Source organism: Corynebacterium sp. NML 150383 (assembly GCF_002285085.1).
GTDB lineage: Bacteria > Actinomycetota > Actinomycetes > Mycobacteriales > Mycobacteriaceae > Corynebacterium > Corynebacterium gottingense.
This window is the reverse complement of record NZ_NSGK01000001.1, coordinates 131,932-148,635: the sequence shown is the minus strand read 5'-3', so window position 1 is coordinate 148,635 and position 16,704 is coordinate 131,932. Positions and strand designations below refer to the sequence as shown.

At 64.8% G+C, this 16,704-nt stretch carries 14 protein-coding genes, 1 tRNA gene and 1 pseudogene; 8 read left to right on the top strand and 8 right to left on the bottom strand.

Features of this window, described 5'->3' with window-relative positions:
• Nucleotides 1–31: 31 nt before the first annotated feature.
• The 6 genes from CKJ85_RS00705 (at nt 32) to CKJ85_RS00680 (ending at nt 8,841) form a co-directional block, all read left to right on the top strand.
• Nucleotides 32–3,145 (top strand): DEAD/DEAH box helicase, encoded by a 3,114-nt coding sequence (locus CKJ85_RS00705; protein ID WP_095553113.1) that lies wholly within the window; start codon nt 32–34, stop codon nt 3,143–3,145.
• The gene (locus CKJ85_RS00700; RefSeq protein WP_095553112.1) at nt 3,146–3,967 is read left to right on the top strand and encodes a hypothetical protein; all 822 of its coding nucleotides are present in this window, start codon (nt 3,146–3,148) and stop codon (nt 3,965–3,967) included.
• Nucleotides 3,968–4,051: 84 nt separating this feature from the next.
• Nucleotides 4,052–5,239, top strand: a complete 1,188-nt coding sequence (locus CKJ85_RS00695) for an exonuclease SbcCD subunit D (RefSeq protein WP_095553111.1) — start codon at nt 4,052–4,054, stop codon at nt 5,237–5,239.
• A gap of 3 nt (nt 5,240–5,242) precedes the next feature.
• Nucleotides 5,243–7,912, top strand: a complete 2,670-nt coding sequence (locus CKJ85_RS00690; protein ID WP_095553110.1) for an AAA family ATPase — start codon at nt 5,243–5,245, stop codon at nt 7,910–7,912.
• A gap of 79 nt (nt 7,913–7,991) precedes the next feature.
• The gene (locus tag CKJ85_RS00685) at nt 7,992–8,516 is read left to right on the top strand and encodes a MarR family winged helix-turn-helix transcriptional regulator (RefSeq protein ID WP_095275937.1); all 525 of its coding nucleotides are present in this window, start codon (nt 7,992–7,994) and stop codon (nt 8,514–8,516) included.
• Nucleotides 8,517–8,622: 106 nt separating this feature from the next.
• Complete coding sequence (locus CKJ85_RS00680) at nt 8,623–8,841, top strand: PspC domain-containing protein (RefSeq protein ID WP_095275938.1); 219 nt, start codon at nt 8,623–8,625, stop codon at nt 8,839–8,841.
• Between the two features lie 84 nt (nt 8,842–8,925).
• Here CKJ85_RS00680 and CKJ85_RS12140 read toward each other — a convergent pair whose 3' ends face one another.
• The 4 genes and pseudogenes from CKJ85_RS12140 to CKJ85_RS11710 all read right to left on the bottom strand — a co-directional run bounded on the left by CKJ85_RS12140 (nt 8,926) and on the right by CKJ85_RS11710 (nt 11,922).
• Nucleotides 8,926–9,861 (bottom strand): hypothetical protein, encoded by a 936-nt coding sequence (locus CKJ85_RS12140; RefSeq protein ID WP_233126887.1) that lies wholly within the window; start codon nt 9,859–9,861, stop codon nt 8,926–8,928.
• A gap of 1,118 nt (nt 9,862–10,979) precedes the next feature.
• Nucleotides 10,980–11,069 (bottom strand): annotated as a pseudogene (locus CKJ85_RS12280) (hypothetical protein); the annotation flags it as partial.
• Nucleotides 11,070–11,143: 74 nt separating this feature from the next.
• Nucleotides 11,144–11,497: a Shedu anti-phage system protein SduA domain-containing protein gene (locus CKJ85_RS00665; RefSeq protein ID WP_095535077.1), complete on the bottom strand. Its 354-nt coding sequence runs from the start codon at nt 11,495–11,497 to the stop codon at nt 11,144–11,146.
• Nucleotides 11,498–11,517: 20 nt separating this feature from the next.
• Nucleotides 11,518–11,922, bottom strand: a complete 405-nt coding sequence (locus CKJ85_RS11710) for a hypothetical protein (protein ID WP_143340106.1) — start codon at nt 11,920–11,922, stop codon at nt 11,518–11,520.
• Between the two features lie 58 nt (nt 11,923–11,980).
• Between CKJ85_RS11710 and CKJ85_RS00655 the strand changes: the two genes are divergently transcribed.
• Nucleotides 11,981–12,340: a helix-turn-helix transcriptional regulator gene (locus CKJ85_RS00655; protein ID WP_095275948.1), complete on the top strand. Its 360-nt coding sequence runs from the start codon at nt 11,981–11,983 to the stop codon at nt 12,338–12,340.
• Nucleotides 12,337–12,939 carry a cadmium resistance transporter gene (locus CKJ85_RS00650; RefSeq protein ID WP_095535075.1) on the top strand — a complete coding sequence of 201 codons (603 nt, stop codon included), beginning with the start codon at nt 12,337–12,339 and terminating at the stop codon, nt 12,937–12,939. The genes CKJ85_RS00655 and CKJ85_RS00650 overlap by 4 nt, the downstream gene beginning before the upstream one ends.
• Before the next feature lie 321 nt (nt 12,940–13,260).
• On the opposite strand, the gene CKJ85_RS00645 is transcribed toward CKJ85_RS00650, so the two are convergent.
• From CKJ85_RS00645 to CKJ85_RS00630, 4 genes are all read right to left on the bottom strand, one after another.
• A tRNA-Arg gene (locus CKJ85_RS00645) sits at nt 13,261–13,334 on the bottom strand.
• A gap of 313 nt (nt 13,335–13,647) precedes the next feature.
• Nucleotides 13,648–14,301, bottom strand: coding sequence for an LUD domain-containing protein (locus CKJ85_RS00640; protein WP_095553107.1), 654 nt, complete (start codon nt 14,299–14,301; stop codon nt 13,648–13,650).
• Nucleotides 14,302–14,303: 2 nt separating this feature from the next.
• On the bottom strand, nt 14,304–15,872 hold the full coding sequence (locus CKJ85_RS00635) for a LutB/LldF family L-lactate oxidation iron-sulfur protein (RefSeq protein ID WP_198947116.1): 1,569 nt from the start codon (nt 15,870–15,872) through the stop codon (nt 14,304–14,306).
• On the bottom strand, nt 15,869–16,654 hold the full coding sequence (locus CKJ85_RS00630) for a (Fe-S)-binding protein (RefSeq protein WP_095536967.1): 786 nt from the start codon (nt 16,652–16,654) through the stop codon (nt 15,869–15,871). The genes CKJ85_RS00635 and CKJ85_RS00630 overlap by 4 nt, the downstream gene beginning before the upstream one ends.
• Between the last annotated feature and the right edge of the window lie 50 nt (nt 16,655–16,704).

Below are 16,704 nucleotides of genomic sequence, written 5' to 3'. Positions count from 1 at the left end.
GCATATTCCCCGGAGTGGTATAAGGGTGGGTATGCCTGAATACCTGCTCCACGGACTTTGGCTGCCGGAGTCCGGGCTCAATATTTGGATTGAGCAGGTCTCTGGCCACAGAGTTGTCACGATTGATGCCGTCCGCGACGGGACATTCCCGTCACACGTGCAATCGTTGCTGAGCAAGAACCACTTTCGCGGCCGCCAGCGGCTGCAGCTGCAAACGCCGAAGGGCAAAGAGGCGATTCTGCGCGCACCGACGGCGACGTTTTCCCCGAGCACCGCAATCGAGTTCCTCGCCGCGCTGGCGCAGCTGGACGAAAGCTCGATGCTCAGCACCGGGGCGCAGCGCGAGACGATCGCCCCGGACCTGCGCTGGCTGGTCCGCGCGTACTTGGGGCTGAACCAATTCGTGCGCGCGGGCCGGGTGACCATCCACGTGCCCCGGCGCGACGGGAACTGGTATGCGCAGTGGCAGCTGGGTACCGGGGTGCAGGAGCGCGGTTGGTTGGCGGAGATGATCGCCGCCGCCCCCGGCGTGCTGTCGCTGAACAACCCCAACCTTAGCGAGGATCTCGCGCAGACCCTGACGCACTGGATCGCCACAGCGCGGCTGCAGTCGGTGGGCGTGCCGTCGAGAGTCCGCCCCTACCCGTGGCACGACTTCGTGGCATCGCTGGTCTTTGGCACCCCGCTGCGCCGCGGGAATGCGTCGCTGGTGCAGCAGATCAACGAGTGGGGCGGGTCCATTACCGCGGTCAACCTGCAGCTGGTGTTCCTCGTGGAGGCCCCTGAGGACGAGCCGGAGGACGCCGACGCCGCGGAGGATGCGGAGGACCTGCAGTGGCCCGTGCGCGTGCAGGTGCGCGCCGGGACGGACGCCCCGCGGCCCGCGCGTCTGTCCGACTTCGATGCCCAGACCGCGCAGACGCTGCGCGAGTCCATCGAGGCGGCGATCGACGTCACGGAGTTGGTGGACTACCGCCGGCACCCGCGCAAGGGGTCGGCGATCCGAGACCGGAATCGGGGCGACTGGGATAGCTTCCTCTCCACCGAGGAGATTGTCCGGTTCGTGGAGACAGAGGCGTCGAAGCTGCGCCAGGCCGGGTTTGCCGTCATGCTGCCCAAGGCGTGGTCCACGGCGGAGACCTCGGCGAAGCTGCACGTGACCCGCCCGGAGAACCCGTACGATTCCTCCACCGTGACCATGATGGGCTTTGACACGCTCGTCTCATACGACTGGCACGTCTCCCTCGGCGATATGGAGCTGACCGACGAGGAGATGGAAAAGCTGGTTCGCTCCAAGTCCGGCCTGGTCAAGCTGCGCGGCGAGTGGGTGCTTGCAGACGGCAAGGACCTGTCGCGCACCAAGCAGTACATGAAGCGGCTGCAGCGCAGCTCGGCCGACAAGGCGCGCCTGGAGGCGGAGGCCGCTGAGACGCGCGCCAAGCTGGCCGAGGCCGCCGGTTCGGACGACGCCGCGGAGCTGCGCAAGCTGGCGGACGAGGCCCGCGCGCGCTACGAGGAGCTCGCTGACGACGAGACCAAGGGGCAGGTGTCCGCCGCCGAGTTGCGCCAACTCGCGCTCGAGACGGCGACGGAATCGCCCGTGGAGTTCTCCGGCTCGACGTGGTTTACCTCGCTCGTCGGCGGCCAGGACCGGCCCGCCCCGGAGCGCGTGGACATCCCCGAGGCAGTGCACGCGGAGCTGCGCGAATACCAGCGTCGCGGCGTGGACTGGCTCTACTACATGTCGCGCAACAACCTCGGGGCAGTGCTTGCCGACGACATGGGGCTGGGCAAGACGCTGCAGCTCCTCGCCCTGCTCGCGGTAGAGGAGGCGGCGGGCCGCCGCACCGGGCCGACGCTGGTGGTTGCCCCGACCTCGGTCGTGGGCAACTGGGCGCGCGAGGCCGCCCGCTTCGTCCCGGGGATGAAGGTGGTGGTCCACCACGGCGCGAACCGGTCCAAGGGCGACGAGCTGTTTGCCAAGGCAGACGAGGCGGATCTGGTGATTACCTCCTACGGCGTGGTCGGGCGAGACTTCACGGATTTGGCCCGGGTGCAGTGGGATCACGTGGTGTGCGATGAGGCCCAGGCGATTAAGAATTCGGGGACGCAGGCGTCGAAAAGCGTGCGGGCGATCCCCGCGCGACACCGCATTGCGCTGACGGGTACCCCGATTGAAAATAAGCTGTCCGAGCTGCGCAGCCTGCTGGACTTTGTGAACCCGGGGATGCTGGGCTCGCAGGCGTTTTTCCGCAACCACTTTGCCAAGGCGATCGAGTCCCGGCGCGACGAAGGCTTGGCCGATGAGATGGGCGAGCGGCTGCAGCGGCTCACGGCGCCGTTTATCCTCCGGCGCGTGAAGACGGACGCCGCGATTATCGACGATCTGCCGGAAAAGAGCGAGCACGTCGTCGCCGTGGAGATGACGCAGGAGCAAGCGGCCCTGTACACGGCGCTGGTGAACGAGATGAAGCAGCAGCTCGAGCAGCGCAAAGGGATGGCGCGCCGCGGGCTGGTGCTGGCCACGATCACGCGCATCAAGCAGATCTGCAACCACCCGGCCCACTTTCTCGGCGATGGCTCGCCGGTGACCATCCGGGGCGCACACCGCTCGGGCAAGGTAACCAAGCTCATGGAGCTCCTGCATCAGGCGGTGGAGCGCGACGAGCGCGTCCTGATCTTTACCCAGTACAAGGCGTTCGGCGACTTGCTGCAGCCGTACCTGTCGGACCAGCTGGGCGAGCAGGTGCCGTTCCTGCACGGCGGGGTGGGCAAGAGCGCCCGCGACGCGATGGTGGAACAGTTCCAGCGCGACGACGGGCCGCGGGCGATGCTGCTCAGCTTGAAGGCCGGCGGTACCGGGCTGAACCTCACCGCCGCCTCCGTGGTGATTCACATGGACAGGTGGTGGAACCCGGCGGTGGAGAACCAGGCGACGGACCGCGCGTTCCGCATCGGGCAGCGCCGGGACGTGACCGTGTACAAAATGATCACCAAGGGCACGATGGAGGAGTCCATTCAGGACGTCCTGGACGGCAAGATGCACCTGGCCGGCGCGGTGGTCGGCGAGGGCGAGGGGTGGATCACGGAGCTGGACACCGAGGATCTGGCCCGCCTGATCAGCTTCCGAGGGAGGACCGAGTAAGTGGCAGGGAAGAAGCGTCCGAGCGAGGACAACGTCATCTACGCCAACTTTGGCGAGCGCCGGCGCGTCTCGTCCGCGGAGGAGACCGGCGAAAAGGTGCTGTCCGCGCGCGCTGTATCTACGATGTCGGCGCCCGCGCAGCGCGTGGTCAACGCGGCGCTGCGCAAGACGGACCTGGGCCGGGCGAACCGCGGGCGCGACTACGCTTCCAAGGGCCACGTGGTGAACCTGGAGTTCAACAACGCGCGGATCAACGCCTCCGTGGTAGGCAGCCAAAACTACCCGTTCGAGGTCTCGATGATGCTGCCGTTCCGCGCGCCGCGCGAGGTGCGCGTTGCGGTCGGCGAGCTGGCGCGCAACCCGGGAGCGCTCGAGCGCGCGATGCAAGGCGACTTCCCGGACACAGTGCTCGACGTGATGCTTTTCTCCAGCCCAAACGAGGTGTATTTCTCCTGCACGTGCCCGGACAGCGCGTCCGTGTGCAAGCACGCGGTGGCGCTGGCCCAGGTGGCGGCGTCGCGCGTGCACACCACGCCGTCGCTGGTGTTTACGCTGCGCGACCTGAGCATGGCGTCGGTGGAGCAGGCGGTGCGCGAGGAGGCGACGTCCATCGCGCGGGAGAACACCGAGCCGGGATCCAAGTACTTCTGGGCTGGGCGGGACCTGCCGCCGCTGCCGCACCCGAAGGTGGCCCCGATGATTGATGATTCGGACACGGGGCTGCTGCACCGGGCGATGCAGACGGTGTCTTTTACCAACATCGATCAGCTGCGCGCGGTCTCTGACATCACCGAGCTGTACGATGACCTCACCACCGATTAAACTGCCTGCTCAGCATGGTGTTTTGGAATGTATATTCTATGCTGGTAGGGCGGGTGTCCGGTCGGCCTGGTAGTTGTGTAAAGCATGACGCACACAACATTTATCCATAGCTCCGATTTGCAGATCGGTATGACCCGAAAGTTCTTAAGCCCCGAGGCCCAGGCTCGTTTTGACGAATCTCGGGAGCGGTCCATCGATGCGCTGGGTAGCCTGGCGCGCGACCGCGGCGCGGACTTTATTGTGATTGCCGGCGACGTCTTCGAACACAATTCGCTGGAGGAACGCACGCTTGGCCGCGCGCTCGAGGCGCTGCGCCGCCTGCCGGTCCCGGTCTTCTTACTCCCTGGCAACCACGATCCGCTCGTTGCGGATTCAATTTTTAGCCGCACGGAGGACATCGACAACGTCACCGTCCTCTCATCCTCGGAGCCGGTAGAGGCGGTGGACGGGGTCGACATTGTCGGCGCGCCGCTACTGACCAAATACCCCTCGGACGACCTGTGCGCGCAGGCGGTCCGCGCCCTCGAGCCTTCGGACCGGGTCCGCATCCTCGTCGGCCATGGCCAGGTGGAGGGCTTTGGCACGGATGATGACGAAGCCTTGATCCACCTCGACCCCCTCGAAGATGCTCTCTCGCGCGGAGTGATTGATTACGTCGCCCTGGGTGACTCGCACTCGACGGCCTCGCTGGGCTCCTCCGGCAAGGTGTGGTTCTCCGGAGCCCCGGAAACCACCGATTACGCGGAGCGCTCGGGCACTTCGGGCCCCGCGGGCTCCTCGGGCTTCTCGGGCGCTGCGGCTGGCGGCGAGTCCGACTCCGGCAACGCTCTGGTGGTCACGGTGACCAAGGACGGCGGTGCCTCCGAGGTGTCCGTGGACAAGGTACGCACCGGGATATGGACGTTCGACGCGCTCGGCTGGGAGGTGACCGACGCCGACGACGTCGCCGAGGTCATCGACCAGCTGCGGGCGTACCCCGACAAGGACCGCACGGTGATTAAGTACGCGCTCACCGGAACGTTGGGGCTCGAAGCGACCCGCACGTTGGAGCGCGAACTGGCAGCGCTCGAGCCGGTGTTCGCCGCGTTGTACGAGCGGGACCGGCTCATGGACTTGCACCTCGAGCCGGGGGAGGAGGAGCTGGACAACCTCCCGCTGACCGGCTACGCCAGCCAAGCGATGCACCAGCTCGTCGGCGCGGCCGCGCAGGGCGATCCAACCGCGCGCGACGCCGTCAACCTGCTGTTCCGATTCTCCCAGGAGGTGAAGTAGCCAATGCGAATCCGCTCCCTGACAATCAAGAATTTCCGCGCCATCGACCACCTGAAGCTGGAGAACCTGCCCGATACGGGCGTGGTGATCGTCCACGGGCCGAACGAGGCGGGCAAGTCGACCATCCTGGACGCGCTCGACCTGGTGCTGCGCGAGCGCTATACCGCCGGCGGCAACAAGGTGGAAAAGTATGCGCCCGTGGGCAAGGATGTGGGGCCCGAGGTCTGGCTCGACGCCACCGTGGGCGAAGTGTCCTTTGTGGTGCACAAGCGCTGGGTGAAGTCGAAGAAGGCGGAGTTGACCGTCCGCGCGCCGCGCCGGGAAAACTTCTCCGGCAGGAAGGCCGACGACGAGCTGTTCCGAATCCTGGACGAGCACCTGGACCGCTCGCTTATGGACACGCTCTTCCTCCGCCAGGGAGACCTGGACCCAGCCGTTGCGGCCGCGGGCGTGCCCTCGATCACCAGGGCGCTCGACGGCAGCGACGAGCAGGGCGACTCCGCCACCGAGGACACGCAGCTCATGCAGGCCGTGGAGGATGAGTACGCCAAGTACTGGTCCAACAGCACGCCGCCGAAGCCGAAGAAGGCGGTGAAGCAGCTGGAAAAGGACGTGGAGGCCGCTGCGGAAGCGCGCGATGCGTGCGTCGCCGAAGTGGAGCGCCTCAGCGCGTTTGTGGACGAGGTGTCGCGCCGCGAGGAGGAGATCGCGCAGGTCGACGCGGAGCTCCCGGGGGCGCAGGCCGACCTGGCCGAGCGCGAAGAGGACGCGACCAAGGCGAAGGAACTCGCCGAAAAGGTGGCGGACGCGCAGAAGAAGTACACGCAGGCGGCAATTGAGGTGCAGCGCGCCGAGAAGGACCTGGCCGGGCGTGCCGCGCTGGCCGAGCGCGTCGATACCCTGCGCACGGAGCACGCCGAGCTGGAACGATCCCTCGAGCCGGCACGAACCGCGAGCGAGGAGGAAGCCGCCAAGCTGGAGCAGCTTCGCACCGCCTCCGCGACGGCCCGCGAAGCGCTCGTCGGCGCCCGGGCCGCGGTGAAGGAGGCGGAGCAGCGCCGCGACGTCGTCCGCGCGACGCACCGCTTCGAGACGCTCAAGGCGCACCTCGCGCGCGTTGACGAGGTGGAGCAGGCATACAAGGAACTGCTGGAGCAGGCGCCGAGCAAGGAGATCACGGAGAAGGCGGTGCGCGCTGCGGAGGCGGCAGAAAACGAGGTGGCGCTGCAGCGGAAGCTCCGCGACGCGGCGTCGGCAAAGCTTGCCATCGCGGGCAAGCAGGGCACCATAGACGTTGATGGGCGGGAGGTGCGCGTTGACGAGGGCACCGAGGTGCAGCTTTTCGACGGCACGCAGCTGGCCATCGGCGGCTACGACCTCACCTACCGCGCAGCCCAGGGGGCGAAGGACCCCCGCGAGGCGGTCCGGGACGCGGAGGAGGCGCTCGCCGGCCTGCTGGAAAACGCCGGGTGCGAGTCCGTCGACGCGATGCGCGGCGCGCGCGACGCGTACAAGGCGCATGAGTCCAAAGTGGAGGCCGCGCGCCGGCGGCGCGAGGACGTGCTTGCGGGCACGGACCGCGATACCCTCGTCGCGGAGCGCGACCGCCTCGTGACGGTACTGGAAGAACTGGCCGACGCGGCAGACAGCGCGAGGAGTGAGATCAGCGAGCCCGACGCGGAGGCGGCCGTGAAGGAGGCCAGCGCCGCGCTGGCGAAGGCCGAGCAGGAAGCGGACCACGCCGAGGCAGCGCTGAAGCCCTACGCGGAACAAAAGGCAGCGAAGGAACTCGCGGTGCTTGAAGCCCGCCTCGAGGCGAAGGCGAACGAGACAGCCAACGCCGACAAGGAGTTCCAGGCGGCAGAAACCGCACAGACGCAGCAGACACTCGACGAGGCGCTCGCGGCTGCGACCGCGGCGCTGCAATCGGCAAAGCAGGACGCCGACGAACTCGCCGCCGCCGCGGCCGAGGCGGACGTGGAGCTCGCCCAGACGTTGCTTGAGGGCGAGCAGTCCAGGGTTGCCAATATGCAGAAGCGGAAGCACGAGGCCACCATTCGCATCACCGAGCTGCGCGGCCGGATCGAACAGGCGGCGGGCGCCGCGGAGAAGGCGGACAAGGCCGAAGCCGTGTTGGAGAAGGCGGAGACCGCGCTTGCCAAGGCGACCCGTCGCGCGGACGCGATCCGCCTGTTGCGGGAGACGCTGCACGCGCACCGCGACGCGGCGCGCGCCAAGTACACCAAGCCTTTCAGTGACGCGGTGCGCAAGCGGGCCAGCATCATCTACGGCAAGGACGTTGCGTTCAACTTCGGCGACGACCTGCAGATTACGGACCGCTCCATCGGCGAGCAGACCGTGCCGCTGAGCTCCCTGTCTGGCGGCGCGAAGGAACAGCTGGCGCTGCTGACACGGTTTGCCATTGCGGACCTCGTGTCCGCCGAGGGGGATTCCGCGCCGGTGCCGGTCGTGGTGGACGATGCACTCGGTGCGACCGACCCGGAGCGCCTGGCCCTGATGAACACGCTGTTTTCTCAGGTGGGGAGGACCGCGCAGGTGCTCGTGCTCACGTGCTTCCCGCAGCGCTTCGACCGCGTCGCCGCTGCGCGGACCGTCCACATCGACGAGCTCAAACAGGCCGGGAGCGCATTCGCGGGCGGGGACGCGGACTAGCGGGAAGGAGAGGAGCGGGAGCACCCGAACTGAATTCACTTATTTTGTTAGGGTAGTCACATCCGCTATGGTGCAGAGTATGAAACACGATGCCCGCTGGCTGAACGACGAAGAGCAGGAACTCTGGCGCCTCATGCTCGCTGCGTCGCGAAAGGTCACCCGCGTGCTGGACGACACGTTGCAGGCGGAGTCTGACCTTTCCTCGTCCGAGTTTTCGGTGCTGGTCACACTCTCGGAGGCGGAAAACCAGGCGCTCCGTTTGCGGGACCTATGCAGCGAGCTGGAGTGGGACCGCTCCAGGACCTCCCACCAGGTCACGCGGATGGCAAAGCGTGGTTTGGTGACCAAGGAGAAGAGCCCCGGAGATGCCAGGGGAGTGCTGGTGTGCCTGACATCGGAGGGCATGAGCCGCCTCGAGTCGGCCGCCCCCGAGCACGTGGAAAGTGTCCGCCGAGTGGTGTTTGACCACATGGACCCCAGCACCGTTGGCGCGCTGAAGCAGTTCTTCCAAGGAATCATGGACGTCACCAACGTCCCAGGCTACGCTGACTACCGCGGTGCGCAGCCGATGACGGAGCGCGCTCGCCCGTACAACACCCCCTAGGGGTCAAAGATCGGGGTGTATCTCCGGGGAAACCCCGTTGTCGGCCGCCTCCCAGGCACGTTTAATGGGTGGTGTACCGACAAGGATTTGAGAGAAAGGACCGATCATGACCTACCAGAGCTACAACCCCAACCAGGCCCCGAAGCGCCTGACCCGCTCCATGACCAACAAGATGATCGGTGGCGTGTGCGGCGGATTCGCCGACTACTTCGACATGGACGCCACCGTCATCCGTGTGCTGGCCGTCATCCTGCTCCTGTTTGGCATCTTCCCGATGTTCTTGGCCTACCTCGCCGCCTGGATCATCATGCCGGCTGAGTTCTAGCGGCAGCTTATCGGCGCCCCTGCGGCCTCGACGTATACGATCCGGCACGGCCGCCCCGGACCCCCGCCGGTCTCCCGGGGGGCGCTATCCGTAGTTCTCGACAATGTCGACGTAGTTGCTCATCCGGTCTGGGAGTTCGGGGGTGAACCAAGCGCTCACGGTCCGGTCTTCGGGTTTTTCGCAGGTCACCGTTGCCCAGTCGCTGCCCAGACGGCAGTCAAGGTTGTACGTCTCCTTGGTGACGGGGCTTGCGACCGTGACCGCTGCATGCGGCACCTGGGTAACCTCTGAGGACGCCACGTGGGTAACAGTGAATGTGGCTTGCAGTGCGGCATCGAACATCGCGGCGGCGAATTCGCACGAGGTCGCCGAGCCTGCCTTGATCGGAATTCCGGAATCGGTTGTTCCGCAATCGCCGCCGACCTGGCCGACATTGATGTTGTGATTCCCCGCCGGAGGTGCCGGCGCAGCCTCGGGCGCGGGCTGCTCCGGCTGGGCTTCCGGGGCCGCCTCCCCGGCCGGTGGTGCCGTCTCGGCGGGCGTCGGATCCTCGTACTCAGTGACGGTCTGTTTCACCGTCACGGTTTCGGGCGAATCTTGTGCCGCATTCGGGGCGCCACATGCGCTGATGACAAGGCCGGAGGCGAGCAGGAGCGTGCTGGCGAGTCCTCGTTTCATGTTGGTGAGTGTAACCGAACTTTGAGTAAGGTTGCAGTACTCTGTCAGGCAGCGTTGACGTGTGGTCGGGTGGTCTACCTCTGTGGACACGTTTGTTGTCCGGCGGCCCAGGCTCAGCGACGCCACGCCGATCAGCACCGCGCTGAACGCCAGCAAGCAGACCGCGTCGATGGCGATGCTGCTCTGCGGGAACGCGCTGTGCTCCGTCATCCCTCCGAAGGCCCACAGTGAGCCTTCGACCTCAACGCCGAGCCACGCCACGCACACTCCGACCGTAATCAGCACCTGCACGAATGAGAGCAGCGCGAACGCCAACACATATCCGGCGGATGAATGAGCCACGCGATACGGGCATGGTGAGTGTGCGCTCGAGTGTGCCTCGTCGGCGTTCGCGTAGCGTCGTGATGGACGCGACGAGGAACATCACCTGGAACGGGGACAGCGCAAAGATCGCGTGCGCGAACCCCCGAACGTTGGCGTATCAATGAGCATCCAATACGGCAGCGAAGGCACCACGAAGACCAGCATCAAGGTCCGCGGGTCCCGATGCAGCTGCGTGAGCACTCGCTTAGCGACGGCTAACGTCACCCTCATCGTCCCAACACCGCTCAAAATGCGTCTTCCATCGAATCCGCTCCGGTGCGTTCCAGTACTTCGTCGCGGGTTGCGTGCTCGACGCGTCCCTCATCCACAAAGAGCAGGTGCTCGCTCTCCTCCGTCTCGTCTTCAACGACAAGGACACCCGAGCCCCTGTCACCGGATACATCGAGAGGGAGATTCTCGCTGAGGCGGAAAAATCAAGGCGCGGCACCCCGCCCCACCACCGCAAGCGCGTATGAGGCCGTCATCGACCTCTCAACGGTGCTGCTCGGCGTGCACGTGTCGCGCTACCTCCTTCGTGCTGGTCCGCACGCAGGCATGTCCGTATACGACTTCGGTGGGGTCATGGAGCGGGTGCTCAGAGGTGCGCTGGGGTGGGGACTACCCTGCTGACCCTCGCACGATGAATGTGCCGGAGGGGTGATGGATTCCAGGATCACTACCGCCAATGAAGCCGGTGCGCCCCGCTTCGCCAGATACCGATACCGGCATGGCGAGAATGCAGTACAGGGGGCCAAACGCCTACGAAGGGGCCCGGCGATAGCGGCAACAAAAAGAAAGAAGCCCCGAGACATAACCGGAACGATGTCTCGAGACTTCGGGGCTTTCACGAAACAGCCTGACCAGTTATATCAGATCCGCGGCTACACCCCGGTTACACCGGGTTCCTCCTCCGGTTACACGACAGTAGTCAAGCAAATGCCGCGAGCAGGAACTTCGTCTTAGAACTCAAAGTCAGGAACTTCCGTCTCCGTGCCTTCTCGCTTCTCGGCAAGCTCCACATCCCACCGCGCCCGCTCGACAAGTTCGTCAAAGGTAAGCACCTCCGGTGACTTAAGGTTCGAGCGGAAACTTTCAAAGCTACGGAACTTCGCGTCAATCCGGTTTCCTTGCGAGCTACACAAGTCGCTCATGGAGCCGATCACCAAAAACGAGCGTGGCTCGACCAAATTCGCACCGTCGCCAGTGCTGCCGCCCTCGGTGTCCCTCTCGGGAATCCAGCTAGCGTGGCTCTCTTTAGCGACTAGAACCGTTTCTTGGCCTGGGCTACTGCGCCGAAGAACTCGCGGCTGATCCCGTAAACATCACTGCGGTATTGGTCCCGTGTCAGCAAAGGCGTGTCCGGGTGTTTAATCTCTGCCAGCGCCACTGAACGCAGCAGGCCGTTGGACACTAAGAAGGCGTCGGCGCGTTTCCCGGAAGTGTGCAGGTTTGCTCCGCGAACTGTTTGCTCAAGTTTTCCCTCGTCCCAAGTGGTGTAGAGCCCTATCTCCGAGACCAATGCCGAGGACCCATGGGTTGGCTTCGAGAAGGTTCTGCCACGCCTTCTCATCGCCACCCGCCGCGTTTTTCGCTTCGGCAAACGCTTCGTGGTCATCGAGCCACGATTGCATAGTGTTAACGACGTCGCGATGGTTCTTCAGTTCCCTTGATCTCAGCGGCCGAGGTCTCGGTTTCTACGAGTGCCTGGAGCGCCTTAGGGTCTCGCTTGTACAGCCGTTGAAGTTCGCTTTGGTCGGCGATGATGCGGTTGAGAACGTCATCATCAACCCTGGAGGTTTTCTCGCCGTTAACGGGAATCGAATCGAGGTTGCGGGTCAGGTCGATAAGTTTGTTCGAGCCTTCCCGGTTCAAGATGATCAGGTCATCAAGTTTCGGGTCGTTCGGGTCTTTTCTTCGCGCTTGAATTCGGATTTCCCGAACTACGCCCAGTTCACGAACGACATGAACCTTGATCTGGCGACGCTGTTTTCGCAACTTGCCGGAATCTCTGCCACTTCCACTGTCCTTTGAGTAGCGCACACAGCTGCACCGCTACCCGGAATTTGACTAGTTCAGTGCTCGCTGTATAGTTCAGTGCATGCTGACTATTGCTTCACGTCTCGACGTGATGAACCGCCTGGGTCGTGCACTGGCCGACCCCACTCGATCGCGGATCATCTTGACCTTGCTCGACCATCCCGCTTACCCGGCGGAACTGGCTCGAGCTTTGAATCTGACACGCCCGAATGTGTCCAACCACCTGGCATGTCTGCGCGATTGCGGGATTGTCGTCTCCGAGCCCGAGGGGCGTCGGACGCGATATGAGATCGCCGATCCGCACTTGGCGCAGGCGCTGACTGCATTGGTCGATGCCTCCTTGGCAGTAGACGAAGACGCCCCGTGCATCGATCCCGCCTGCTCGCTTCCCGGGTGCTACACAGCTGGGGAGGGCGCATGATCCTCACCGCAGTCTTGCAGGCGATAGGCCTGTTCGCAGCTACCAACATCGACGACATCATCGTGCTCTCTCTCTTCTTCGCGCGAGGGGCAGGCCAGCGCGGCACAACCGCGCGCATTATGGCCGGCCAGTACCTCGGATTTGCCGGCATCCTCGTCGCCGCGATCCTTGTGACCATCGGCGCCGGAGCATTTCTGCCCCCGGCAGCTATTCCATACTTTGGTCTCATCCCTCTGGGCATCGGCCTCTGGGCCGCATGGGAGGCTTGGCGCGGAGACGATGACGACGATGACGACGAGGCCAAGGTTGCCGGCAAGAAGGTCGGCGTTTGGACAGTCGCAGGCGTCACGTTTGCCAACGGTGGCGACAACATTGGCGTCTACACCCCTGTATTCCTCAGCGTGGAACCTCTCGCAGTAGTCGCCTACTGTGTTATCTTCCTCGCGCTCGTTGCGGTCCTGGTGGCCCTGGCAAAGTTCGTCGCCACCCGCCCCCCGATCGCGGAAGTGCTCGAACGCTGGGAGGGCATCCTCTTTCCCGTCGTTCTCATCGGCCTCGGCATCGTGATCCTCGTCAGTGGCGGAGCCTTCGGGCTCTGACGTAGCGGCAGCGTTCCAAACGGTCCTGACCGGGCGCACCCCTCTCGGTTCAGACCCCAACAACTACCCGCAGCCAGTCCTGCGTGATCACAGCAACAAGACCGCTATGACGGGCTGCAAAAACCGCGCCACCAGATGAGTACGGAAACTCTTCCGCGGCTCGGTCCGCGCTCATAAACAATCCGCGCTATAACCCGAGCAGGAACGGCGTTCAGACAAAGAAAAATGACCCCTCCGAACGAACGGAGCGGGTCATTTTTGTGTTCGCGGCCGTATTCCTTCGGTCGACAGGAGGTTTCGTGAAACCCCCACTTCACAGCGTGTCCCCGACAGGATTCGAACCTGCGACCTTCGGTACCGGAAACCGATGCTCTCATCCACTGAGCTACGGAGACAGTGCTTCACCAGCGCACACGTGCGCGGAAAAGCAATACGGTAAAGGTTAGCACTTGGAGTGGGCGGGGGAGTAATCGGCCTGGTCGGTGGCGTCGACAAGCGAATGCGACGGAGTCCGGAATTTCCTAAGCACGTCTATGGAATGGGCCAGGGAGTTTTCACGGATTTGCAGGGGTGGTGTCGCATGATGATTGTGCGCCTTTGAGGAGGCGTGACACGGGATACAATGACAGCAGAACGGCCGGTACCGAAAGGTACCGGCCGTTCTGTGTGTGGACCGCTGGAGGGCGAAGCCTTAGCGGTCCTGGCGCTCTAGTGAACGACCATCACGATCAGGTCGCGGGGGCCGTGCACACCCTCGACGCGGACCAGCTCGATGTCGGAGGTTGCGGAGCCACCGGAAATCATGGTGGCCGGCTTCTCCGGGTCGATGCGGCTCATCATCTCCGGGACGCCGTAGACCAGCGAGTCCGGGCGCACGATGACCACGTGGCGGTCGGGCACGAGCGAGAGCGCGCGGCGGCCACATAGGTCGCCGGACTCGAGCACGATGGAACCCGTCTGCGCGGAGGTGACCTGGGAGTCGGTCACTGCGGCGCCGATGTCGCCAAGCTGGCGCGGGTCGGACGCGGGGTCGTCCGCGCGGGCCTCGCCGTCGAACTCAGCGAACAGGGAGGCGTCCAGGCCCGGGGCGTAGACGATGTCCTTCGCGCCGCGCTCGGCGAGGATCTTGGCGATGTTGGACGCGAGGTCCGCCTCGGACGTCTCAACGACGCTGGCCTTATAGTCCAGCAGGCGGTCGATGAGGATCTCACGGAGCTGCTCCGGGGTGTGATCGGAGGTGGTGCGGTACTCGCGCACTGCCTCGACGTGGGACGGGGCCTCGGAGAGTTGCTGCGCATCGCGGACGCGCTTGAGGATCTCCTTCTTTGCGTCCTCGTTATGGGAGGAAACGTTCGGTGCCATGCTTACTTATCCTCTCCGGTGTTCGGGTCGACAAAGTTGGTGGCCTGCGCCTCGGAGTCGCGCCCCGGGACACCGCGCTTGCGCTCGGCGGCGAGCAGGTCGCGCGCCTCGTCCGTCTCCCACCACTGGCGGAAGGACTTCTTCGGCGGCACGGCCACGTCGCGGTACTCCGTCCATCCGGACAGCGGCGCGGGCATGGACGAGATTTCGCCCTTGAAGCCGCCGAGGATGCGGCCGAGCGCGACCATGCGCACTGCCTTGTCCCACAGCTTCGGGTTGCCCCACATGGTGCCGATGAGGCCGAAGGCCTTGGACTCCATGAACGGACGGTGCTGCTCCACCTTCTGGTGGCGCATCTCCAGCAGGATGTCCGTGATCGGGATCTTCACCGGGCAGACCTCGTTGCAGCGGCCGCACAGGGACGACGCGTACGGCAGGGAGGAGTTCGGATCATCTAGGTCCTCCATGCCGGTCAGCTGCGGGGTAAGGATGGCGCCGATCGGGCCCGGGTAGGTGGAACCGTAGGAGTGTCCACCCGCGCGCTCGTAGACCGGGCATACGTTCAGGCAGGCGGAGCAACGGATGCACTTGAGGGCCTCGCGGCCGATTTCGTTGGACAGCGCCGCGGTGCGGCCGTTGTCCAACAGCACGATGTGGAAGTTCTGCGGGCCGTCGCCCTCGGTCACGCCGGACCAGAGGGAGGTGTACGGGTTCATGCGCTCACCGGTGGAGGAGCGCGGCAGGAGCTGCAGGAAGACCTCCAGGTCCTGGAACTTCGGCACGAGCTTCTCAATGCCCATTACGGAGATGAGGGTCTCCGGCATGGTCAGGCACATGCGGCCGTTGCCCTCGGATTCCACGATGGAGACGGTGCCGGTCTCAGCAACACCAAAGTTCACGCCGGAGATGGCGACCTTCGCCTTCATGAACTGCTCGCGCAGGTACTGGCGGGCAGCCTCTGCCAGTTCGGCCGGGTCCGAAGTGAGGGACTCGTCCGTGTTGGGCATCTTATCGACGAAGATGTTGCGGATCTCAGCGCGGTTGCGGTGAATCGCCGGCACCAGGATGTGGGAGGGGAAGTCCTCGCCGAGCTGCACGATCAGCTCCGCAAGGTCGGTCTCCTGCGCGGTGATGCCGCGCTTTTCCAGCTCCTCGTTGAGGGCGATCTCCTGGGTGGCCATGGACTTGATCTTGACCACGTCGGTCTCGCCGGTTTCGCGGATGAGACCCTCGATGATGTCGTTGGCCTCGGCGGCGTCGCGCGCCCAGTGGATGTGGCCGCCGCGGGCGGTCACGTTGCGCTCGAACTCTTCGAGCAGCTCCGGCAGGCGCGCGCCGACATCCTGCTTAATGGTGGAACCTGCGGTGCGCAGCTCCTGCCAGTCATCCAGCTCGTCGACAACCTCCTGGCGCTTCACGCGAATCGCGGTGGTGGCGTAGTTCAGGTTGCGGCGCTTGGTGACGTTGTCCAGCTCGTGGTGCGCAGCCTTCTGGAACTTCTCGGTGCCACGCAGGTGGTTGGGGCCAGCCGCGTGGGGCGGCATCTGGGGTTTGCCAAGTGCAACTTTCACAGCATGGTCTCCTTCGAGTAAGCGGCCGACTTGGGAGTCCACGGGTGCTCCTTCGTGGAGGCGAGGATCTCGGCCATGTGCAGGGCGCGGACGCCCGAGTGCTGGCGGCTCATTGAGCCGGCGATGTTCATGAGGCAGGAGGAGTCACCGGCGGTGACGAACTCGGCCTGGGTCTCCTTGATGTGGCGGGTCTTGTCAGAGACCATCGCGGCGGACACCTCAGACATCTTCACCGCGAAGGTGCCGCCGAAGCCGCAGCACTCCTCGCGGTTGGGCAGCTCCACCAGCTCGAGGCCCTCGACTGCGCGCAGCAGCTTGTAGGGGCGATCGCCAACTTCCAGGAAGCGGCGGGAGTGGCAGGACTCGTGGTAGGTGACGCGGTGGGGGAAGAACGCTCCGACGTCCTCGGTCCCTGCGACGTCAATGAGGAACTCGGAGAGCTCGTAGGTCTTCTTGGAGGCCTTCTTCGCGCCGTCAACCAGCGCGGAGCTGCCGTAGCGGTCGGCCAGGAAGACGTGCTGCTCGCGGACAGCGCCAGCGCAGGAGCCGGAGGGTGCCACGACGTAGTCAATGGACGGGTCGGCGAATGCGTCGACATAGGACTCGACGATCGGGACGGCTTCCTTCTGGTAACCGGTGTTGACGTGCATCTGACCGCAACACGTTTGGCCTTCTGGGAAGACGACCTCGTAGCCCAGACGGGACAGCACGAGGGCGGTTGCCTTGTGTGCGTCCGGGAACAGAGCGTCGCCGATACAAGTAGAAAACAGTGCTACTCGCAAAGTGGACTCCTTAGAAGAATTGCTGCTGTCGGTTCATCCGACAGCCGGGC